At 67.3% G+C, this 22,881-nt stretch carries 15 protein-coding genes; 3 read left to right on the top strand and 12 right to left on the bottom strand.

Going from position 1 to position 22,881, the window contains the following annotated elements; genetic code table 11:
* Positions 1-10 precede the first annotated feature (10 nt).
* From ACVWZ7_RS17460 to glf, 6 genes are all read right to left on the bottom strand, one after another.
* Complete coding sequence (locus tag ACVWZ7_RS17460) at positions 11-739, bottom strand: hypothetical protein (protein ID WP_456508579.1); 729 nt, start codon at positions 737-739, stop codon at positions 11-13.
* Positions 723-2,531, bottom strand: coding sequence for a hypothetical protein (locus tag ACVWZ7_RS17455; protein WP_456508578.1), 1,809 nt, complete (start codon positions 2,529-2,531; stop codon positions 723-725). Before ACVWZ7_RS17455 ends, ACVWZ7_RS17460 begins: the two co-directional genes overlap by 17 nt.
* A gap of 181 nt (positions 2,532-2,712) precedes the next feature.
* On the bottom strand, positions 2,713-3,465 hold the full coding sequence (locus ACVWZ7_RS17450) for an ABC transporter ATP-binding protein (protein ID WP_344367293.1): 753 nt from the start codon (positions 3,463-3,465) through the stop codon (positions 2,713-2,715).
* Between the two features lies 1 nt (position 3,466).
* Positions 3,467-4,336, bottom strand: coding sequence for an ABC transporter permease (locus ACVWZ7_RS17445; protein WP_456508577.1), 870 nt, complete (start codon positions 4,334-4,336; stop codon positions 3,467-3,469).
* Positions 4,337-6,328, bottom strand: a complete 1,992-nt coding sequence (locus ACVWZ7_RS17440; RefSeq protein WP_456508576.1) for a glycosyltransferase — start codon at positions 6,326-6,328, stop codon at positions 4,337-4,339.
* The gene (glf, locus tag ACVWZ7_RS17435) at positions 6,325-7,512 is read right to left on the bottom strand and encodes a UDP-galactopyranose mutase (protein WP_456508575.1); all 1,188 of its coding nucleotides are present in this window, start codon (positions 7,510-7,512) and stop codon (positions 6,325-6,327) included. The genes ACVWZ7_RS17440 and glf overlap by 4 nt, the downstream gene beginning before the upstream one ends.
* A 262-nt stretch (positions 7,513-7,774) precedes the next feature.
* On the opposite strand from glf, the gene ACVWZ7_RS17430 reads away from it, so the two are divergent.
* Positions 7,775-12,139, top strand: coding sequence for an FtsK/SpoIIIE domain-containing protein (locus tag ACVWZ7_RS17430; protein WP_456508574.1), 4,365 nt, complete (start codon positions 7,775-7,777; stop codon positions 12,137-12,139).
* Between the two features lie 26 nt (positions 12,140-12,165).
* Here ACVWZ7_RS17430 and ACVWZ7_RS17425 read toward each other — a convergent pair whose 3' ends face one another.
* Positions 12,166-12,702: a hypothetical protein gene (locus ACVWZ7_RS17425; protein WP_425547219.1), complete on the bottom strand. Its 537-nt coding sequence runs from the start codon at positions 12,700-12,702 to the stop codon at positions 12,166-12,168.
* 239 nt (positions 12,703-12,941) lie between these two features.
* Here ACVWZ7_RS17425 and ACVWZ7_RS17420 point away from each other — a divergent pair, with 239 nt between their 5' ends.
* A complete protein-coding gene (locus tag ACVWZ7_RS17420) occupies positions 12,942-13,190 on the top strand; it encodes a WhiB family transcriptional regulator (protein WP_003804966.1) in 249 nt (82 codons plus the stop codon).
* 206 nt (positions 13,191-13,396) lie between these two features.
* On the opposite strand, the gene ACVWZ7_RS17415 is transcribed toward ACVWZ7_RS17420, so the two are convergent.
* The 4 genes from ACVWZ7_RS17415 to ACVWZ7_RS17400 are packed head-to-tail and all read right to left on the bottom strand — an operon-like array spanning position 13,397 to position 21,816.
* The gene (locus tag ACVWZ7_RS17415; protein WP_456508573.1) at positions 13,397-14,866 is read right to left on the bottom strand and encodes a sensor histidine kinase; all 1,470 of its coding nucleotides are present in this window, start codon (positions 14,864-14,866) and stop codon (positions 13,397-13,399) included.
* Positions 14,867-14,902: 36 nt separating this feature from the next.
* Positions 14,903-19,777: an NAD-glutamate dehydrogenase gene (locus tag ACVWZ7_RS17410; RefSeq protein ID WP_456508572.1), complete on the bottom strand. Its 4,875-nt coding sequence runs from the start codon at positions 19,775-19,777 to the stop codon at positions 14,903-14,905.
* A 57-nt stretch (positions 19,778-19,834) separates the two neighbouring features.
* Positions 19,835-21,175, bottom strand: coding sequence for an AAA family ATPase (locus ACVWZ7_RS17405; protein WP_456508571.1), 1,341 nt, complete (start codon positions 21,173-21,175; stop codon positions 19,835-19,837).
* A complete protein-coding gene (locus ACVWZ7_RS17400; protein ID WP_456508570.1) occupies positions 21,172-21,816 on the bottom strand; it encodes a hypothetical protein in 645 nt (214 codons plus the stop codon). The genes ACVWZ7_RS17405 and ACVWZ7_RS17400 overlap by 4 nt, the downstream gene beginning before the upstream one ends.
* A gap of 161 nt (positions 21,817-21,977) precedes the next feature.
* On the opposite strand from ACVWZ7_RS17400, the gene ACVWZ7_RS17395 reads away from it, so the two are divergent.
* Positions 21,978-22,199 carry a helix-turn-helix domain-containing protein gene (locus tag ACVWZ7_RS17395; RefSeq protein ID WP_018775212.1) on the top strand — a complete coding sequence of 74 codons (222 nt, stop codon included), beginning with the start codon at positions 21,978-21,980 and terminating at the stop codon, positions 22,197-22,199.
* Positions 22,200-22,213: 14 nt separating this feature from the next.
* Here the strand turns inward: ACVWZ7_RS17395 and ACVWZ7_RS17390 are convergent, their stop codons facing one another.
* Complete coding sequence (locus tag ACVWZ7_RS17390; RefSeq protein WP_456508569.1) at positions 22,214-22,783, bottom strand: hypothetical protein; 570 nt, start codon at positions 22,781-22,783, stop codon at positions 22,214-22,216.
* Between the last annotated feature and the right edge of the window lie 98 nt (positions 22,784-22,881).

Raw genomic sequence — 22,881 nt, 5'->3', positions numbered from 1 at the left:
TGAGTGCCACCTAGCTGAGCTTGGCGAGTTCGGCGAGTTCGGCTTTGAGGTTCTCCGGCTCGGCCGCATCGGCCGGGAGGGCAAGGGTTACCCGCACCACGGTCAAACCGTTCGCTGCCTCTAGGACATATTCCGTAGTCCCGCTGAGGCGGTTAACCGAGTACCACGCCTTGGCCCCCAAGTCCGGGACGGGCTCGGGAGACATCATCAGCCGGGGCAGTCCGAGTCCGTCCAGCGCAGCCTGGTCCGGCGCGGTGGTCCTGGCCACAAGAAGCGCATTCCCAACGTCGGCGGCCTCTCCGGCACCGACGGGGGCCAGTGCGAACGTGCAGACGACGTCGGCAACGCCGTCCTTCGAGGACGCCTGGGCTTCCGCCGGCTGAACGTTGGCGGCCACAGCCCCCAGCACACGCCGGACATCGGGCAGCGCCGGCTGCGCGCAGCGGTCGCCCGTCGACGGCGCCACAGTGCGGCCGTCGTGCGTCAACGGCTCCTTCCCGGGGGCGACGCCGGAGGTTGCGGTCGGAGTGGGGGCCGACGTCGGGACGGCGGCGGACTGTTCCGGGGCAGGGGCCGGAGCGGCGGTGCAGCCGGCCAGGGCCAGGCTTGCGGCGAGGGCAAGCAGGCCGGTGTAGCGCAGGCCGGAGCGCCGCGCCGGGCACTGGGCCGGGTGTCGTCGGCCCGCTGCCTCACCCTCCCGGGGAACGGCCTGGCTGGCTGAGCTAGTTGAAGATGTCATACGCGACCCCCATCACAAACAGGTCTCCCGAATGCGCCGTCCTCAGGTACTGCAGGAGGTCTCCGTCGTTGAGGGAGATGCAACCCCAGGTGGGCAGGTTGTTGCCGTGGAGGAAAATCGCGAATCCCGCATTCATGGTGATGGGCGCATCCGGCGGCCGGTTGTAGTTGATGACGACGCCCTGGCGGTAATCATGGGACGGCCGGGTTGCGAAGTACCACATGTTCTCGTCCGGGAAGACGTCCGAGCTCGACTCGAAGTACTTATTGTAGTTCGCGTTGAGCCGGCCGCCCCAGCGCGAATAGGGATTGAGGGTGCGGTACGGCAGGGCCGTCCCGGGGTTGCCCAGGCCGAAGGCCTGGGTGACGGTGAAGGACCCCGTCGGGGAGAACGCCTGCCAGGTGGGCCCGGTCGCGACGCCAGGCGCCGCGAAGCCGGACTCGCCGGCGTGCCCGAGCGCGCCCCATTCTTTGGCGTAGCTTCCGTCCGGCTGGCGGACGCAGGTAATGAAGGTGATGCGGGTGGACCTGTAGTCGTCGGCGATCGCGAAGGACACCCGCGAGGCGCCGGCGGTGCGGTACTTCACGGCTCCGGAGTTGAGGGCCGGGCAGTAAGCGGCCGAGGTCAGCCTGTAACGGACGCCGGATCCCGGAATCCACTGGAGGACGCCGAACTGGAAGGACTGGCTGCAGAAACCGCTCCGGTCGCAGGCCTCGGCCGTGACCGGGTACCCGAGGGCGCCGTCCTGGGCCTTGCGGGCCGCGTAGAACTGTCCGAGACCACCCCACACTGCCTGGGTCCCGGCGCCGGCCGCATAGTAGATCCGTCCGCGCTGGAAGGACTGGGCGCAGCCACCGCCGCGGAGCCCGCAGCTTTCGGCGCCCGTCGGGTAGCCCAGGTAGCCCCGGCTGCCGCCCAGGGCAAGGTAACGGGCGTTGATGGCGCCCCACACAGGGAAGGTCCCGGCACCGGGGGCAAAGTACACGGCGCCGCGCTGGAAGCGCTGCGTGCAGGCCCCGCCGGGCAGGCCGCAGGTCTCGGCGTCCAGCGGATAGCCGAGATACCCGTTCAGTCCGCCGAGGGATTCATAGGTGGCATTGATGGCGCCCCAGACTGGAAAGGTCCCCTTCCCGGTCACGTTGTAGAGGCTGCCGCGTTGGAATGCCTGCTGGCACACCCGGGGATCTCCCCCGCAGCGGGCGTCCCCGGTCGGGTAGCCGAGATAGCTTGTGACGCCGCCGCCCTTGAGCCAGGCGTCCTCCAGCGCCCCGGTCAGCAGGTGGGCGCCGGTGGCTTTGCTCCAAGCGATCGTTCCGTGTTTGAAGGTCTGCAGGCAGCCTCCGCCGGCCAGGCCGCATTGCTGCACGGCCGTCGCGGGGCCCACGGCTCCAGTGGCGCCGCCGAGGCGCTCGTATTCGACGCCGATGGCACCGGGGACGCGGATGGCCGCCTCCGCGGCAGCTGCCGTGGGCGCCGCCGTCGGCGCCTTAGCGGCCAGCGTCGGTTCTGCCGTCGCGCGTGACGACGCCGTCGGCGTCGGTTTTGGCGTCGCCGTCGGCGTCGGTTGTGGTGTTGCCGTGACCGGGCCAGCGGTTGCAGTGGCCGGTGTTGCCGTGGCCGGCCCAGCGGTCGCCGTGGCCGGCGACGCCGTGGGTGAGCTGGCGGTGGCGGCGTTGCCTGCGGTGGCCGATGGTGCGGGCTTCGGTGGCGGGGAGCTGTCCGCGGAGGCTCCCTGGGCGAGGCTGGCCGCCACGATGCCGGTTGCGGCCGCGGCTGCCACGGCCCTCGTCATGATTCGCAGCCGACCGGGCCACGAAGGCCCCGGTCCCCTGCCGCGTCGCTCGCTGGACCCCACAGCTGTCATCGTTGCTCCCGCATCCCCCGGTACGGGGCTGAGCCCCCGTTTCGGGCCTATCCTAACGGACGGCCTGCGGGGAGCCTGCCGGGCACGCCGCCACACGGCGAGGGACCTGCTACATGGCGAGGGACCTGCGCCGGAGTTCGCCGACGACGTCGTGCACTTCTCCGTCCATGACGATTTGGCCGTGTTCGAGCAGCACACCGCGCTCACACACGGTGGCCACGAGGTCCAGGTCATGGCTCACGACAAACAGGGTCTTCCCCATGTCCGAGAGTTCCTTGATCTTCGCGATGCACTTGCGCTGGAAGGGCTCGTCCCCCACGGCGAGAATCTCGTCGATCAGGAAGACTTCCGGGTCCGTGTGCACCGCGATGCTGAACGCCAGTCGCAGGTACATGCCGGAGGAATAGAACTTCACCTCGGTGTCGATGAACTCGCCGATTTCGGAGAATTCCACGATCGAGTCGAACTTCTCGTCGATCTGTTTTTCTGTCATGCCCAGGATGGCGCCGTTGAGGTAGACGTTGTCCCGGCCGCTGAGGTCGTGGTGGAAGCCTGCGCCGACCTCGATCAGGCCGGCGACGCGGCCGCGCGTGCGCACCGTGCCGCCGTCGGGCTGCAGGACCCCGGAGATGAGCTTCAGAAGCGTTGATTTTCCGGAGCCGTTGAGGCCCATGAGCGCCACCGTCTCGCCTTGCTTGACTTCGAGCGAGACGTGGTTGAGGGCCAGGAACTTCTTCGACAGGTCACCCTTGCGCCCCCTCACGAGCCAGACGAGGGCTTCCTTCAGGGAACGGGTGTGTCGGAGCACGAACTGTTTCCGGACGTCGGTGCAGATGATGGCCACGTGGCCTTGCGGCGTCATGTCAGAGCTCCTGAGCGAAGTGGACGGCGAGCCGGCGGAACGTCAACTGCCCGACGAACAGCACGGCCAGCGTGATCAGCATGGCGATGGGCAGCCACAGCGTCAGCATGCCGGGGGGTGTGGCGTCGTTGACCAGCTGGTCCGCCTTGAGCGTCGGTTCCCAGAAGGCCCAGTGGAAGACCTCGACGGCGACCGTCATCGGGTTCAGCTGGTAGATCCAGAACCAGTCACCCATCACCTTTGCGACCATCGTCCAGAGGTAGAGGACCGGGGAAGCCCACGTGACGACCATGACGATCATGTCGACGATGTTTTCCGAGTCCCGGAAATACACGTTCATGGCGCCGAACAGCAGGCCCAGGCCCGTGCCCAGGACGGCGACCATGAGGAAGATCAGGACCACCGCGGCGAGCTGCAGCAGCGTCGGCGCCCACCCGACCACCAGGCAGGCACCGACCAGCACCACCAGTTGGGGCAGGAAGTGCGCTGCCGAGACCCAGACCGTTGCCACCGGGAAGAGTTCCCGGGGCAGGTAGATCTTCCGGATCAGGTCCCGGTTGTCCACGATCGAGCGGGTGGCGTTGGACAGCGATTCCGTGAAGAAGTTCACCAGGACAATGCCGGAGAACAGGTAGATCGCATAGTTTGGCGTTCCCCGCTGAAGGTTCAGGAAGATGCCCAGCGCCACGAAGTAGATCAGGAACTGCACGAGCGGCTTCACATAGGACCACAGCAGGCCCAGCACGGAGCCGCGGTAGCGCACCTTGATTTCCTTGCGCACCAGCAGCTTCAGGAGGAAGCGGTCGCCGTAGACGTCCAGGAGCCCGTGCCCGGATCCGGGCTTGTTCAGTTGGTCGGTTTGACCAGCCATCTACCTGCCGTCCTCGGAGTTCGCCTCGAACGTCTTCTTCCACGCATCGATGGAGCTGATCTCGGTGACGGCGCGGCGGTACTGTGCGGCAAGACTGTCCCATTCCCGGAACAGTTTTGCGTGCAGCATGGTCGCTTCGGTCAGCATCGATTTGAGCTTCTTCGGGTCGCGCTGGTACCACGAGGCGCCCGTGCCCTCCGCGTTGGAGACCACCACACTGTCATAGTGCGCCACCCGGTACCACCGGTTGTCGCGGTGGGCCAGGTAGCCCTGGGGCCGTTCGGCGCTTTCCGGTCCCGGCGCCTTGATGAGCTGGCGCGCCACCGTTTTGATGCCCCACGGGATCAGCTGCTTCTTGCTGGGAAGGCCCACGACGGTCCCGCCCATCGGCCCGCGGCCGATCTTGGGCGCCGGGAAGTCATCGACGTCTTCCTTCAGCTGGGCGTCCGGGTACTGCGCCTTCAGCGCGTTGATTTCCGGCAGCTTGGTGCCGAGCACCTTGTGGAGGTCGTCGGGACCCTTCAGGAGGTCCCGCAGCGCGTCGATACGCCCGTGCTCGGTGAAGTACTGCATGGACACGAGGTGCTTGACGTCGGACTGGAAAGATTCGCGCAGCACGCGGCCGCCCTTAGGGTACGGGCTGTGGACCAGGGTGGTGATCAGCCGGTTCCGCGCGTGGAAGTAGGCCTGCCAGCCGACGAGGTCATCCTTGTCGATCCAGGACACGTGCCAGACGGCAGCACCCGGCATCGACACCGTGGCAAAGCCCGCTTCACGGGCGCGCAGCCCGTATTCGGCGTCGTCCCATTTGATGAACAGAGGCAGGGACAGCCCGATTTCCTGGATCACCTTCGTGGGGATCAGGCACATCCACCAGCCGTTGTAGTCCACGTCCACGCGGCGGTGCAGCCACGGTGTCTGGCGCAGGTTCGCGACGCTGAAATCGTGCCGTGTCTCCATGTCGGCATGCGGCAGGGCCGGGACGATCCGGTAGGGGTCCACCACCTCGCCGAAGGTGTGCAGGACGCTGCGGTTGTAGAGGTCGAACATGTGGCCGCCGACAATCGTCGGCTTGCGGCAGTGGTCGGCGAAGGTCAGGAGCCGGACGATGCTCTCGGGTTCGACGACGATGTCGTCGTCGAGCAGCAGGGCGTAGTCGCTTCCGTTTTCGACGGCCTCGAACATGCCCCGCGCGAAGCCGCCGGAGCCGCCGAGATTGGCCTGGTTGATGACCCGCAGCTTGCCGCCGAGGGCGTCCCGCACAGCGGCGAAGCCCTCTTGGTCCTGGACCTTCTGCGTGCCCTGGTCCACGATCAGGATTTCCTTGACGTTCTCAAGGACCTCCGCGTTCTCCGCCAGGATGCGGGCGTTGTTCAGGCAGAAGTCAGGCTTGTTCATCGTGGTGATTTCCAGGGTCACCTGGCCCTTGGTCGCGGGGCCACCGGTAGCCTGCCACGCGCCGTTCTTCAGGACGAGGTCGCCGGTGCTGGCGGCCAGGTCGAACCAGTACCAGCCGCCGTCGCCGAAAGGCTTGAGCGAGAGCTCGAACGTGGAGGTGGTATCGCCGTCGACGTGCTTGCCGTCGACGCGCTGGACTGAGCCGCGGGCGTTCGACTTGTAGACGGTGACCGTTCCCGGGCCCGATGTCTCCACGACCAGGCGGATGTCACGCACCGAGGTCCAGCGGCGCCAGTAGCTGGCAGGGAAGGCGTTGAAGTAGGTGCCGAACGAGATCTGCTCCCCGGAGCGCACGCGCATGGAGTGCCGGCCAAGGAGGTCCTCGAAGTGCGCCTCGCGGCTCTCCGAGCTGAACATCTGCAGCTTGTCTTCGAGCAGCTTGGGGGTGCGGGCGAATTCGTCGTTCTCCCGGAGCCGGATGCCGCTGGCGGTGCCGGCGTCAACGTAGAGGGATACGGTGTCGGTCTGGTCCGTCGATGGCAGGATGACCCGCTGAATCGGGTTCCAGCCGGGTGTCGTTTCAGCGGCGCTCATGCGTCCACTCCTCCGCTTTCAATCGTGGCGCCGGCCTCGAAATGCGGCCGGATCTTGTTCTCAAACATGGTCAGGGCAGAGCCGATGGCCATGTGCATGTCCAGGTATTTGTAGGTGCCGAGGCGTCCGCCGAAGAGGACGTCATTCTCGGCTGCCGCGAGGTCGCGGTACTTAAGCAGGCGTTCCCGGTCGGCGGAAGTGTTGATCGGGTAATAGGGCTCGTCGCCCTTTTCCGCCGCGCGGGAGAATTCGCGCATGATGACGGTCTTCTCCGTCTGGTAGTCGCGTTCCGGGTGGAAGTGGCGCGGCTCGATGATGCGTGTGAACGGCACGTCGTCGTCGTTGTAGTTGACCACGGAAGTTCCCTGGAAATCGCCGACGTCGAGGACTTCTTCCTCGAAGTCGATCGTGCGCCAGGAGAGATCGCCTTCGGCGTAGTCGAAGTAGCGGTCGACGGGACCGGTATAAACAACCGGGATGGTGCCGACCACCTTGTCCTTGCTGTACTCGTGCGACTCGTCGAAGAAGTCCGTGTTGAGCCGGACCTCAATGTTCGGGTGCTCGGCCATCTTCTCGATCCAGGCCGTGTAGCCGTTGGTCGGCAGGCCCTCGTACTTGTCGTTGAAGTAACGGTTGTCGTAGTTGTACCGGACGGGGAGGCGGGAAATGATGCCCGCGGGCAGGTCCTTGGGATCCGTCTGCCACTGCTTGCCGGTGTAGTGCTTGATGAACGCCTCGTAGAGCGGACGGCCGATGAGCTGGATGCCCTTGTCGTTCAGGTTCTGCGGATCGGTGCCCGCCAGTTCGCCGGCCTGTTCGGTGATCAGTTCCCGCGCCTGGCCGGGGGTGAGGTTGGCCCGGAAGAACTGGTTGATCGTGGCCAGGTTGATGGGCAGGGAGTACACCTCGCCCTTGTGCACGCCATAGACCTTGTGAACGTAGTTCGTGAAGGTGGTGAAGCGGTTCACGTACTCCCACACACGGTCGTTGGACGTGTGGAAGAGGTGGGCACCGTAGCGGTGCACCTCGATGCCGGTCTGTTCTTCCTTTTCGCTGTAGGCATTGCCGCCGATGTGGTGGCGGCGGTCGATGACGACTACCTTCAAGCCCAGCTCTGTGGCGGCCTGTTCTGCGATTGTCAGGCCAAAGAAGCCCGACCCTACGATGACGAGGTCAGCGGTCACAAACTCTCCTGATTCGAATGCGGGCAGCCCAATGTTGCGCATTGTCTGCTGCTCTAGCCTACCCGAGGCGCCATTGCAGTCGGCGCCCGGCCCGCGTCGCGCGGCCTGCGTGCGGCGCGCTTGCAGCCCGCGTGCGGCGCAGGTGCTGCGCATGCGCTGCGTGCTCCGGGGTTGTCCACATAGCCCAATTTCGCGGCCGCAACCAAGCCGACGCGCCCCTAACGTGGGAAGCGGGCCGCCACGCGGGAAAGGACGCCCCCTGATGATTTTCCACTGCACGCTCGTGCCGGGCACTGCCCTCCACTGCACTCTCACGCAGGGCACCCACGGGTCTGGATCGACGCCGGAAGGGCAGCTCATCGAGCTCGCCGTCGATATGCCAGCCCCTTGCGCCGGCGCAGATCTGGAAGCTGCCATCGCCCGTCGCCACGGGACAGGTGAACTGTTTGTCCGGGGAGCCCCGGTTTCCGCCATGACGGTGGGCGTCGCTCCCCTGGTCCCGGGCGCCGTGCTGATTGACGGTGCTCTGTCCACTAACGGCTCCCGGCTTGCGGGCAGTGGATTTGCCGGCACGGCGTCTCCCGATGGTTCCGCCGCGCGATCCCGGCCCCGGCCCGGGCACCCGAAACCTGCCATGTTGTTGCTCGCCGTCCACAGCGGTCCCGGCGCGGGCACCGTCGTCGCGCTGCAGCGGGGCCAGTTCCGGATCGGACGCAGCGGGACAGAGATCCAGATCCCTGACGCCGCACTCTCCCGGGAGCACGCACGCCTGGACGTCTCGGACTCGGCCGTCACGATCGTCGACCTCGGGAGCGCGAACGGAACCAGCGTCGACGGCCGCAAAGTGCGGTCGGCGCCGGTAACCACGGCGTCCTCGATCCGCTGCGGCGACTCCACCATGTCGCTCCGGCTAGGGCCGCCGACCGAGCCGGACGCTGCGGCGGCCTCCCTGACGGCGTATGCAGGCGGCAGCGTGGCCGAGCCACTTGTTGTCCGCGGCACCGCTGCCCCAGGCCACCGGGCCGCCGTGGTTCTGGCCGCGGTGCTGCCGCTCCTGACCGGCATCGGCCTGGCCCTGCTCACCGGCATGTGGATGTTCCTGGCCTTTACCGCGGTATCTGCCGTATCCGTCCTCGTCCCGGTTCTGTCGGGCCGGCGCCAGCGCCGCGAGCTCGCCGCTGCCATCGCGGCGGCGGTGTTGCAGGACCGGGACCGACGCCGGCAGGCCGCCCCCTCCGCGGCGGACCTTGTTCTTACTTCTGCGGCCGAGGCCTCCGCACCACGCGGCGCATCCCGCGGGGAGCCTCCGGGCATCTGGCTGCGACTCGGCCTTGCGGATCAGCGGGCGAATATCCGGCTGGAACCGCCCGAATCCGGCTTCCGGCCCCCGACCCTAGGCCCGGCGCCCCTGACCTTGGACCCGGCGTCTGCGGTGGTGACTATCCACGGGCCCGCGTCCGCGGCCGCGGGGCTGCTGCGCTCCTTCATCCTGCAACTGGCCGCCTACCCCCACGCCGGCAGCACCTGTGTGCTCCTGCACGGCGCGGCGGACACGCTGCCGTTGGCGGCGCGCTTCCTGCCCGGCGTCACGTTGTCCGCGACTCACGCTGTCACCGCAGCCCGCTTGGCTGGCGGTCCCGGGGAGGGATGTGCCCACGGAGTCCTCATCCTCTGGGACGCTCCCTGGCAAGCCAGGAAGTTCAGTGCTGCGGCCGGTCCGGACGCTGCCGATGAGGACGCGGCCGAACGGGGCACTGCCGGTCGGGCCGCTGCCGGCACGCGGCCCACGTTGCGGCACTTGGCCACGGCACACGGCTGGAGGGTGATTGAGTATCTACCGGAACAAGGCCCCGATCAGCACCCCGGCATCGTCCTCGGCCGGCCCGGCGCCCTCATCACGGCAGACGCCCCACCTGTGGAGTTCATCCCTGATCTTGTCCCGCCGGGCGTCTTTGACCGTTTTTGCCGCAGATTCAACGCCGCCGGGCGGACCCCGGCGGATCTCCCGCCAACCGTCCCGCACCGCTGTGGACTGGCGGACGTTCTTCCCCTCGCGGCTGCGGATATCTCCCGGCGCTGGACCCGGAGCCGCTCCCCCGCCGGACTGGGGGTTCTTGTCGGTATGGGAAGCTCGGGGGCCATTCGGATCGATGTGAAAGCGGACGGTCCGCACTTCCTGGTCGCAGGGACTACGGGTTCCGGGAAGTCGGGGTTTCTGCGGACCTTCGCCGCCGGGCTCGCGGCCAGTCATCCCCCGGACCGGGTCAACCTGCTCTTCATAGATTTCAAGGGCGGCTCGGGCCTGGGCCCGCTGACCGGGCTCCCGCACTGCGTCGGCCTGCTGACGGATCTCGGCGCTCCCGACGTGGAGCGCACGCTCGTCTCATTGCGGGCCGAGGTTCGGCGCAGGGAACAGCTGCTGGCTCGGGTGAATGCGCCGGATCTTGCGACGTATGAGTCATCACCAGGGGACGGCCCGGCCGTGCCCTATCTGGTCATCGTCGTTGACGAGTTCAGGATCCTGGTGGACGAAGCCCCCGACGCCCTGTCCGAACTCATGCGGATTGCTGCCATCGGCCGGTCGCTGGGGATCCATCTCATCATGGCCACCCAGCGCCCTCAGGGAGCCCTGAACGCCGACATCAGGGCCAATGTCACCACCTGCATCGCCCTCCGGGTCCAGTCCAGCCTCGAATCGGTCGACGTCATGGGCTCCGGCCTCGCGGCCGCCATCCCCATCGCACGGCCCGGGCGGGCGTTCTTGATCCGCGGCACACAATCCCCAGAGGAGTTCCAGACGGCCACCATGACGTCCGGGACGGACGCGCCGGCAGACGGTACAGTCACGGTGCGCACAGTCACGGAGACTTTGACCCGGCCGCAGACGGCCGGCCTCGCGGCCGACGGCTTCCCCGGTCGGCAGGAAGACTCCGGCGCCGCGGCCCGGACGCCGGCACAGGTGGCCGCGCCGCTCATCGACGTCGTTGCGGGCCTGTGGCAGGAACGCGGCGGCCCGCTGCCGCGCCGGCCCGTAGCGGACCCCCTGCCGGAACGATTGCCGTACCCGGGTCCAGGGCAGGCCGACCGGGACCTGATCCGACTGGGCCGGGTAGACCTGCCGGAACTCCAATGCGTCAGGGAACTGAGCTGGAGCCCTGCCAAGCATGGGCATCTGGGCTTCGTCGGCGCCGGGGCCGGCACCAGCGACGCCACTCTGGCCCTCGCAGTCGATCAGCTTCTGGCCGGCAATCTGGAGTCGCACCTCTACGTCCTCGACGCCACCGGTGCCTTCGTCTCCATCGCGGCGGCGCCCCGGTCCGGCGCGGTGGCAGGCCTGCACGAACTCCGACGGGCCGCCAGGGTGCTGCAACGGGTCGCGGAAGAAGTCACTTTCCGGCTCAGTGTGCCGGCGGCCTCGCCCCGGCCCTTACTGGTCCTGGTGCTCAACGCCTGGGGTGCCTGGGTGTCGGGCTTCCGTTCCGGGCCGCTGGCATGGGCCGAAGACCTGGTCCATGACATCGTGCGCGACGGACCCCGGGCCGGGATCACTGTTGTGGTCTCCGGCGAGCGCGAGCTCGTGACGTCCAGGTTTTTCGCCGCATTGCCAAACCGGATCTTCTTTCCCGCGGGGTCCACCGACGAGGGCCGTCTTGCCTGGCCGCGGCTTCCTGCGTTGGAGCCGATCCCGGGGCGCGTCGCCGTATTCGGTGCGTTCGTCCCGGTTCCCGGGGCAACCGGGCACCCGGCCCAGATGTTCGAGCCGATGGCAACTGGCGGGCGGAGCAAGGTTTTCGGAGCCGTCGCGACGAAGCCGTTTCGGGTCGACGCCCTGCCAACACTGGTGACGGTTGACGAGGTTCTGGCCGGCTGCAGGGCTCCCGGGGGCGGCCCTCGGAGTGCGCCGCCTGCGCCGTCCGTGCGACCCGCGTCCACGATCGCTGCCGCGTCTGCTGCAGTGGATCGTGCAGTGGATGGTGGAGTGCCCGGGACCGCACGGGTCCCGGTCCCGGCCACCGAACTGCTCATCGGGGTGGCCGGAGACGAGCTCCGGCCGTGTGGAATCCGACTGCCGGCCGGCGGTGTCCTTGCGGTCCTTGGCGGCCCGGCATCCGGGAAGAGCACGTTGCTGGCCGCGCTCCCGGCGATGAACCCTGCAGGAGCGTGGCTCTCACCGCAGCCAGGGACCGATCCCGGCCAATACTGGTCCGCAGTCCATGCCTCCGCGCTCGCTGGCACCCTCGACCGGACTGCGATAGCGCTGGCAGATGACGCTGATCTGCTCCCGCCCGAGGCCAACAGCAACCTGGCGACCCTAAACAGCCTGGGCTGGCGTGTGGTCCTGGCCGCGGGTTTCGGCCCCGGATTCGGGCAACGCGTAACCCTCGCCGGCATCGCGCGCAGCCAGGGACGGGCGGTCCTGATTCGTCCGCGGGGTCTCATCGACGGCGACATGTTCGGCGTTCGGTTCGAACCGGAACAGAATCCTCCGCCAGGACGCGCTGTCGTCATATCCGACGGCCGGGCGACGCCCGTCCAACTGGCTGCAGACCGACTTACCGGCGGCCCGGTCCGCATATCCCCCGGACGGAGGGCCGCACGTGCTGGGCCGCTACAGGACTCGACGTGAGCAGGCGGGAGGTAGGCTGCGGGTCGCTACAGGGCGGGCGGGGCTCCGGCTGCCCGTGACCCGAAGGCGATGACCCGCTTGTCGAACAGGAGCACAATGGCCGTGGCTGCAGGAACCACCATGGCCAGTCCGGCGAGCGGATAGCCGCCGGTCAGGGTCGGGAAGCCGATGCTCAGGACGATGAGCTGGGCTATCAGGGCACCTGCCCGCGGCCAGCGGAACCCCCGCATGAGGAAGCGTGCCACGGCGAAAAGCCAGACGGAGGCCGCCAGAAGGAGGCACAGCGTGAAGACGGCGCCCCAGAAGGAGAGTACCGGTGCCCCGGTCACGAGCTGGGTCCCGTACCAGACGCCCGCCAGGAGCAGGGCCGTGGCTTCAAGCGCCACGACGACGGCGATGACGACGACGGCGCGGGGCCGCACGACGGCTGTGGCGGGGTCGCCGGCCTCGCGCCGGAGGGGATTTTCGCCGGGATTCCCCCCTGCATGGTTGCTTGGACTGTCGCCCGCATTTTCAGCGGCATTTTCGCGGGGATCTTCGGGGTTCACGGGGGGCCTTGACACACTGGCACACTACCGGACATAGTCGTCTAGATGTGAGGACGTCGCTACTCAATGTGATGCATCGCTCACGGTCTCGAGGCATTTTGACCTCTATTACCCCTTGTTTACACAGCGTTAACATGACACGCTTAATCCAGATGACCGAGGGGGCCCCAATGGGCCCTTTTCTTATGAAGCCTCTAGTGAATAATTTCACAAAGGCATTTAACGAGTTCCCAGGAATGGAGTGACTGATCAGCATGGATTGGCGTAACCGCGCAGCCTGCCTTGACAAGGACCCGGAGCTGTTCTTCCCCGTTGGAAACACCGGCCCTGCCCTCCTGCAGATCGAGGAAGCGAAGAGCGTTTGCCGGCGCTGCCCCGTTGTGGACACCTGCCTGCAATGGGCGTTGGAGTCCGGCCAGGACGCCGGCGTCTGGGGCGGCATGAGCGAGGACGAGCGCCGTGCCCTGAAGCGCCGCGCCGCACGCGCCCGGCGCGCTTCCTGATCCAGCTGCCGAAGCGCCGGCAGCTACCGCAAGATCCCTGCATCAATGGCCGCGGACCGAAAGGTCCGCGGCCATTGTCCGTTTAAGCCGTTCTCCGCAGTCCCGCGGACCAGGCTGGAGCATGAGCCCGTGAGGGGCGTCCGGTCAACGGGGCCGCGCCGCAGGGCAGCGGCGTCCACGAAAATCACCGTCCCGGTGTGGCAGGCTCAATGGGTCGTAAGGCTCAGGACAATCTGGACTGCGGTTCCGCCGCCGTCCCTGGCCTGCCAGTGGATGGTGCCGCCCAGTTCGCTCGTGACCAGTGTGCGGACGATCTGCAGGCCCAGGCCCTCGACATACGGCGTGTCCGGCAGCCCGACGCCGTCGTCCTCCACCCGTACGGTGAGAAGCTCGTCCCCTTCTTCGGTTTCCGAGCGGTCGGCGACCAGCCAGACCGTGCCGGTCCGTCCCTCCAGCCCGTGCTCGACGGCGTTCGTGACGAGTTCATTGATGACGAGGGCCAACGGGGTGGCGAAGTCGCTCGGCAAATCGCCGAAGAGTCCGGAACGCTGCGTCTTGACCTGTTGCGAGGGTGAAGCCACCTCTGCCGAGAGGCGGAACTGGCGGCCGATCAGCTCATCAAAATCGACGCTCTGGGTCAGACCCTGGGACAGCGTCTCGTGCACCAGGGCAATGGTCGCCACCCGCCGCATGGCCTGCTCGAGCCCCTGCTTGGCCTCATCGCTGACCATGCGCCGCGACTGCATCCGCAAAAGGGCCGCAACGGTTTGCAGGTTGTTCTTCACCCGGTGATGGATCTCGCGGATGGTGGCGTCCTTGGTCACCAGTTCCATCTCCCGGCGGCGCAGCTCCGAGACGTCGCGGCAGAGGACCAGGGCCCCGAACCGCTGCTGCTCGTCGCGCAGCGGGATGGCCCGCAGCGAAAGGCTCACGCCGCGTGACTCGATTTCACTGCGCCACGGCATGCGGCCCGTGACCACGAGAGGCAGTGTTTCATCGACCATGCGCCGGTCCTTCAGGAGCCCGGCGGTCACCTCGGCCAGGGACCGGCCCTCGAGGGACTCGCCGTCGCCGAGCCGGCGGAACGCGGAAACCCCGTTGGGACTGGCGTACTGCACGATCCCCTCGGCGTCGAGCCTGATCAGGCCGTCGCCCACACGCGGGGCACCGCGGCGCGAGCCTGTCGGCGAGGCGAAGTCCGGCCACAGGCCCAGGGTGCCCATGCGCAGCAGATCGTAGGCGCACTGCCGGTACGTGAGTTCGAGCCGGGAGGGCATCCGTGAACTGGACAGATCCATATGGGACGTGACGATCGCCAGGGTGCGGCCGTTGCGGACCATCGGGACCGCCTCGACTCGGAGGGCCATGTCGCTGCTCCAGTTGGTCTCGTTGGAGCGTTCGATCGCGCGGCTCTCCCACGCCTTGTCGACCAGCGGCTGCAGGTCCGACCTGATCCCCTCCCCCACGAAGTCGGCGTGGAACACCGTGTGCGTGGTGGAGGGGCGGACGTGGGCAAGCGCCACGTAGCCGAGCTCAGGATGCGGGAACCACAGGGCGAGGTCGGCGAACGCGAGGTCGGCGACCATCTGCCAGTCGCCGACCAGGAGGTGCAGCCACTCGGCATCCCCCGGGCCAAAATCAGCATGCTCCCTGATAGGGTCCGTAAAGATTGCCACAGCACCTCCATTTGCGACGCCGGGGACAGCAGCCCCCTAGCGTCGGACGATTGACCTCAAGAGCCTCAATGCTACCGACAGTGAGGCCATGTCATCGGCCTCAAGGGCATTGACCTCGTCGAACATGGACTTCGCCCGGCCCAGCTGCTCCACGTTCTGGCCCTCCCAGGCCGCCAGCCGTTCCTCGGCCGGAGTACCGGCCGGGGTGCTCTCCAGTACCGCCGTCGTCATGTCCGAGACGGTGGAGTAGAGGTCGTCGCGCAGGGCTGCACGGGCCAGTGCTTGCCAGCGGTCTTCCCTCGGCAGCTTGGTGATGCGCTCGAGGAGGGAATCGGCGTGGAAGCGGTTGAAGACCGTGTAGTACACGTGGGCAATATCGGCCACGGGCTCCGGGCTGACATGGACGATCTTGGCGATGTCCAGGAGCACGAAGCTTTCGAACAGTTCCGCCCAGCGGTGTGCAAGGTCTTCCGGAAGGTCCCAGCCGCGCGCCTTCTCCAGCCACTCGGCCACGCGGGCACGGTCGTCGCCCCGGAGGTAGTCCAGCAGGCGGGACCGCATGGGATCCATCAGCGGCTTGAATTCTGCCACAATCTCGGCGATGGGACGTGACGCCGAGCCCTGGCCGAGGAGCCAGCGGACGGCGCGGTCCAGGAGCCGCCGGATGTCCAGGTGAACGGTGCTCCAGTGTTCGGTCGGGAACGACGCCGGCAGTTCGTTGAGCTCCTTGACCATGACGTCCAGCTCGTAGACCTCGCGGAGTGCGACGAATGCCTTGGCAACGGCCGATTCCGTGGCCGACGTTTCCTCAATGGCGCGGAACGCGAACGTGATGCCGCCGAGGTTGATCATGTCGTTGGCCACGATGGTCGCGATGATTTCGCGGCGCAGCGGGTGGGTGTCCAGTTCGGCGTCGAACCTCTCCCGCAGCTGCTCCGGGAAGTAGGCCCGCAGCGTCGAGCGGAACCACGGGTCATCGGCGAGGTCGCTGTCGCGCAGTGCGGTAGCCAGTTCGATCTTGGCGTAGGCGGCCAGGACCGAGAGCTCCGGGGAGGTCAGTCCCTGGCCCTGTTCCAGCCGCTCGCGCAGCGTGGCCGTGGTGGGCAGCGCCTCGAGGTCCCGCTTGAGGTCCGCGGACTTTTCCAGCCAGTCCATGAGCCGTTCGTAGCTGGGGCTCCATTCGGAGACCCGCATACGGTCGTTGAGGAGCAGGATGTTCTGGTCGATGTTGTCCTCGAGCACCAGCCGGCCGACCTCGTCGGTCATCGAGGCCAGGAAGTCGGCGCGTTCGGTGCGGTCCAGCTTGCCGGCCGCGACCATCCGGTCCACGAAGATCTTGATGTTGACCTCGTGGTCGGAGCAGTCGACGCCGGCCGAGTTGTCGATCGCGTCGGTGTTCAGGATGACGCCCTGCAGCGCCGCCTCGATGCGTCCGCGCTGGGTCATCCCCAGGTTTCCGCCTTCTCCGACCACCTTGACCCGCAGGTCGCGGCCGTCGACGCGGATGGCATCGTTGGCCTTGTCGCCGACCTCGGCGTTCGTTTCCGTGCTGGCCTTGACGTAGGTGCCGATGCCGCCGTTGTAGAGCAGGTCGGCCGGTGCCAGGAGGATCGCGCGCAGGAGTTCCGGCGGGCTGAGCTCCGTAGTGCCGTCCGGGAGTCCGAGCGCCGCGCGGATCTGGGCGGACACGGGGATCGCCTTGGCCTGCCGGGCAAAGACGCCGCCGCCTTCACTGATGAGCGACTTGTTGTAGTCATCCCACGAGGACCGGGGCAGCTCGAAGAGCCGCTGGCGCTCGGCGTAGGACGCTGCCTCGTCCGGGGTGGGGTCGAGGAAGATGTGCCGGTGGTCGAAGGCGGCCAGCAAGCGGATGTGCTTGGAGAGCAGCATGCCGTTGCCGAACACGTCGCCGGACATGTCGCCGACGCCCACCACTGTGAAGGGTTCCGACTGGGTGTCGAGGTCCAGCTCGCTGAAGTGGCGCTTGACCGATTCCCAGGCGCCGCGGGCAGTGATGCCCATGGCCTTGTGGTCATAACCGACCGAGCCGCCGGAGGCGAAGGCGTCGCCGAGCCAGAAGCCGTACTCGGCGGACAGCCCGTTGGCGATGTCGGAGAAGGATGCCGTGCCCTTGTCGGCCGCGACCACCAAATAGGAGTCGTCGTCGTCATGGCGGACGACGTCGGCCGGCGGCCTGACCGTTTCGCCCTCGGGCGTGACCATGAGGTTGTCCGTGATGTCCAGGAGGCCACGGATGAACGTCTTGTAGCTCTCGATGCCCTCGGCCATCCAGGCGCTGCGGTCGCTCGCCGGGTCCGGGAGCTGCTTGGCGTAGAAGCCGCCCTTGGCGCCCGTGGGGACGATGACGGCGTTCTTGACGGTCTGGGCCTTCACGAGCCCCAAAATTTCGGTGCGGAAGTCTTCGCGCCGGTCAGACCAGCGCAGGCCGCCGCGGGCCACCTTGCCAAATCGCAGGTGGACGCCTTCAACCCGGGGCGAGTAGACCCAGATCTCGTACATCGGCCGCGGGAACGGCAGCCCGTCGATCCGGGACGGATCCAGTTTGAAGCTGAGGTGGGGCTTGTTCTGGTAGTAGTTCGTCCGAAGCGTGGCCTGGACCAGGTTCTTGAACGTGCGCAGCACCCGGTCGGCGTCAAGGGTCGCGACCCGCTCAATCGCTGCGTCCAGTCCGATGAGGACCTCGGCTTCCTTGAGCTGGCGTTCGGCGTCGCTGAGCGCCGGGTCGAAGCGTGCTGCAAAAAGGTTGCTGAGGCCCCGCGTGACGTCCGGGTTCGCCAGCAGGGTGTCCGCCAGGAATCCGAAGGAGTTGGTGTTGCCCATCTGCCGCATGTACTTGGCGTAGGCGCGCAGCACGACCACCTGGCGCCAGTGCATCCGTTCGCGCAGCACCAGCCGGTCAAAGCTGTCCGATTCCACGGCACCGGAAACGGCCGCTCCGAAGGAGTCCGCGAGCAGCTGTCCCGTGGTCAAAGGGTCCACCCCGGCCGGGTACTTCAGGCCGAGATCGTAGAGGAAGAAGTCCCGCTGGTCCGCGGTCTCGATCTCAAAGGGGCGCTCGTCCAGCACCTCGAGGCCGAGGTTGTGGAAATACGGCAGGATCTGGCTCAGGCTCTTCGGCTCCAGCATGTAGAGCTTGACCCTGGCGTCTTCCTCCAGCATGGCGCCGGCGCCTTCCGGAAGGTAGACGTGGACGCCGGGCTCTTCCTTGACACCCTCTCCGGCCCGTTCGGCGGCGGCGCCGTACTTCTCGAAGCGGTCGATGTCCTCCAGCGCGTCTTCGATCTCGTAGTCCACCCGGTAGGTGGCGGGGAATGCCTCGGCCCAGACTGCCGCCAGTTCCTTGGCACGGTCCTCCCTGATGCCGGCTTCCCCACCGTCGGCGCGGGCGCGCAGCACTTCGGAAATACCTTCGCCCCAGGAGCGGGCAGCCCGGACCAGCCGCTTCTCCAGTTCGTCGCTGTTGACGTTGCTGACATCGGCGTCCTTCGGAAGCCGGATCCGGAAGAAGAGGCGGGCGAGGGCCGACTCGGTCATCCGCGCCTCGTAGTCGATGGACGCGGCGTTGAAAGTCTCGCGCAGCTCCTGCTCAATGCGCAGGCGGACATTGGTGGTGTAACGGTCGCGCGGAAGGTAGACGACGGCGGACATGAACCGGCCGTAGATATCGGGCCGGAGGAAGAGCCGCGTCCGGCGGCGTTCCTGCAGCCGCTGGATGCCGGTGGCTATGGCGGCGAGGTCCGGGATTTCGATCTGGAAGAGCTCGTCCCGGGGGTAGGTTTCGAGGATGCCCAGCAGGTCCTTGCCCGAGTGCGAGTCCGGCGGGAAGCCGGCGTCGTCGAGGACCGCGGCCACCTTTTCCCGGACCACGGGGATGTCCCGGACGGATCCGGCGTAGGCGGTCGTGGCGAAGAGGCCGATGAAGCGGCGTTCGCCGTTGACGTTTCCGGCGGCGTCGAAGCTCTTGACGCCGATGTAGTCCAGGTAGGCCGAGCGGTGCACAGTGGAGCGTGAGTTCGCCTTCGTGATCACGAGGGCGCGCTTCTCGCGGGCCTTCTTCCTGCCGGCCTCGGTGAGGTGCTGGACCTGGCGGGCGTCGGCGCCGGCGCGGAGCAGGCCGAGGCCGCTTTCCTCGCGCAGTTCCAGCACGTCCTCGCCGGATTCGTTGACGAGGTCGTATTCGCGGTAGCCGAGGAAGGTGAAGTTTCCGTCATCGAGCCAGCGCAGCAGATCCTGCGCCTGCCGCAGCTCGGCAATCTGGGCCCGGTTGGCCACCCGGTCCAAGTCCGCGGAGATCTCCAGGGCTTTCGCGCGCATCTTCGGCCAGTCTTCGACGGCGGCGCGGACGTCGCCAAGCACCCGGGAGATGCCCTTCACGAGCTCCTCGCGTTTCTGTTCGCTGACGAGGTCGATTTCGACGGCAATCCAGGATTCCATGTGCGAGGCGTTGTCGCCCTGTGCGATCAGGTGCGAGATGTTCGGCATGGCCGCCGTGTCTCCGCTCGAGAAGCCCAGGTGGGACGGGACGCGCGCCACCTTGACCAGGTCGCCGGTCTCGCGGTTGCGGGTCACCACGAAGAGCGGGTGCAGGACGAGGTGGATGGGGGCGTTCTGACGGACCAGTTCGGCGTTAACGGAGTCCACGAGGAAGGGCATGTCATCCGTGACGATGTACAGGACGCTGCAATCGGCCTCGTCGCGGACGGCGATGTTCGCGATGCCCGGCAGCCGAGTCGCTGCGATCTGGCGGTGGGTATCGGCCCTTGCCGTCAGGACTTCCTGGGGATAGGCCCGGAAATCCTCCTCCGCGAGGTGCTCGTAGTAATCCCCGAGATAGCTCTCGCTACTACCGATCGAAACGGGTTGATCCTCCACGCTGGACCCAGACGACATCGAAACGCCTCCATAAAAGAAGTTCACAGCCGCCTCTTTGCGGCCCTTACGATGACCCTAGCTCTTTGCCCGGCGCTGTGCTGTGGAAGAAAAGCCAAAGGATTTCTTATTTCGCTGGGCAGGTGCACAAACCATTTTGGCGATTGCACGCCGGAGCTCAGATTCAGGGGCGGATTCGAGCAGGAGTGTTCCCGTCAGCAAGGCGGCGTCGCTCGCCGCAGGGTCTGAGGGCAGGAACGCCGACAACGGCACCGAAGGGCCGTATCGCGCCCACGCTTCTCTGAGCTGGCGTTCCGGCGAACGCCCGACGGCGGCGGCTCTGACTTTGTTCATGACAACCTGGGGCGATGCCTGCGGGACGGCCGCCTGAAGCTCGGCCAGGCCGCGGACCAGCCGTGGCACTCCGATGGAGTCGGCGGCCCCGACGGCAAAGACGGTATCGGCCATTTCCAGGCTCCTCAGGGTCGCCGCGTTCCGGCGCGGCGCGCCGGTGTCAAAGCCGAGTTCCTCATCGGCTTCAAGGCAGAAGCCGGTGTCCACCACGGTGACATCCGCGATCTCCCTTGCCCGTTCCAGCACCAGCGTGAGCGCCGCGGCGCGCAATTCCGTCCAACGGTCCGCCCTCGTGATCCCGGTGAGCACGCGAAACGTCCCGGCTTTGCTCGCCACCGTGGTGGCGACCCGGAGCAGGGCCTCGGCGTCGAGCAGGCCCTGGTCGGCCAGGCGGCAGGCCTGGGCCAGTCCGGCAGCCTCGTCGAGCAGTCCCAGCAGGGCGGCCATGCTGGCGCCGTAACTGTCGGCGTCGACCAGCAGCACGGATTGTCCTTCCGCGGCCAGCTCACCAGCGATGTTGGCAGCCACCAAGGTCCGGCCCGGCGCGCCGCCCGGGCCCCAGACCGCAATGATCCGGCCCGTCCCGGCAGTGCCCGGGGCGCCCGCCACGTGCTCTCCGGAGGGCCGCGCCACCTCGTCAGGGCCCGAGGACTGGCCCGCGGAAATGCCGGAGGCGTCGCCGTCCGGTGCGGCACTTCCCGGCCCGCCTCCCGTGCCGCTGAGCTGCGCCACGGCCTCTGCAATTCGTGCCGCAAGGGCCACGGCGTCAACCCCGCGGGCTTCTGCTGCCACGCCGATGGTCCGCAGGCGGGCCGTTTCCCCGGGATTGTCGGTCAGCGCAATGACCACGACGCCCACAGCGGACAGGCGGTCCACGAGAGAGGCCGTCAGTTCTTCGCTGCCCGCCGCGACGACAGCGGCTCGGGCAAGGCCGCTCTGGCAGGCGGCCAGCAGTTCGGCCAACTCGCTGCACCGCCGAACAACGGATACGGGACCGTGCAGGCGTTCCAGGCCTCCCACCAGATCATCGCGTGAGTCCCCCACAGTCACCACGGGTATGCTCATCGCCCGGTACCGCCCGGGTTCCACACCACAGCAATCTTGGCCTTGTTGGCCTGCGCCCCCAGAAGTTTCGGCATCTGGGCGTCCGGGACCAGCACCATGACCACAGTCGAGCGGGAAGACCCGAGAGCTGTACTCCCCTCGGTGATCTGGGAAATTTCGGCGCCCGAGAGGAGCAGGGCAGGTTCGCTGAAGCCGTTCCGGGCATCCGGCAGGGCAACCCACACGTCCACTCGGGAGCCCGCCGCGGCTTGGGCGGGAAGGCTTTCTTCGACAGTGACGGCGACGGGTTTGCGGTCCAGCCGGTCGAGCTGCCCGACGCTTTCGCGCGGCAGCAACTGGTCCTTGCCGATTCGTTGCACTGCCACGAGGCCGGTATCCAGGCCGGACTCCGGGGTCAGGTAGTGCTGCTCGACCTCGCCGAGCCGCACTTTGACCCGGTGCAGCTTGTCAGGGGTCAGCGTCTCGCCGACGGCGATCGACTCGCGCGCGGCATAGGCTTCAGTGGTCTGGTCCGCGGCACCGACCAGCGACACTACGCCCACCACGGATGCCAGGACCAGCAGGATACCGACGAGGAGCCGGGGATCTTTCCAGGACGGCTTCTTTAAACGGGCCCCTTCGGCTGCCGCGCTTCCACTCATGCGTCCGCTCCCCCTGTCGCCGCCGTCCATTCCCGGGATGCCGGGCACCCCTGGCACCCCTATTGTTACGCCCCGGCGGTCCGGGCGGAAGATGTAGGGACAAACAGGCGCAAACTGTGGATAACGGCACCAATTGACGCCAACGGTGGCAAAATGGACACATGCCCCGATTCCTGACCCTCGCGGACGTTGCCGAGCAACTCCAGATCAACTCCCCGGCTGCCTACGCACTCGTTCGCAGCGGCGAACTCAAGGCGATCCAGGTGGGCGGCCGCGGCCAGTGGCGTGTTGAGGAGAAGATGCTGGAGCAGTACATCCAGGAACGCTACGCCGAGGCCAGCCGCATGATCGAAGAGGCTAAGGCGAAGTCCGCCGGGAGCTGACCCCGCAGGGTTGGCTAGTCGACCGCGGCGCTGACGGACCTGATGCCCGCCAGGGCGCCAAAGGGGATGGTCACCGCCTGCCGGTCATTCGCCGGACGCCGGCCCCCGCCCTCCCGGGCCACGGCCAGATCCAGGAAATCCCGGCCAACAGTGTCAATAACGCCGTGGAACACCGTCTCCGACGGCCCCCGCGAGACAAGAATCGTCACGCGCGCCCGGCTCCTGGCGAGGCCCCGAAGGGCGCTGCCCAAACCTAACCGCCGGCGGACCCTTGACTGTTCGGGCACCGCCAGCCGCGAAAGACCAACATAGTGCACGGCGGCGGCATAGGGAACGAGTACCTGGTGGTGGGGCTCATCAAGGACCAGGGCTTCGCTGCCCGCGTGGCTCAGGACCCCCTCGAACGCGGATCCTGACGACAGGTGAACGCGGATGCCCAGTCCCAGGGACCCGCGCAGCCGGTCGGCGAGCTCCACCCCCGCCGCGTCCACCAGTGCGCGTTCTGCTACTTCCGCCTCTAAATCCAACTGCTGGCGCGCGGCCAGCTGTGCCTCCATGTCGTCAAACAGGGCGTCCCACCGCATTGCGCCAGCGTAGGCGCGCCTCCCGCACCGGTCAATCCACAGACTGCGGGCTGCCTCTAGACAAACGAGGCCATCGCGGATCAGACTTTACTCAATGA

This window comes from Arthrobacter sp. TE12232, from assembly GCF_054062615.1.
This window is presented reverse-complemented; position numbering and strand designations above follow the sequence as displayed.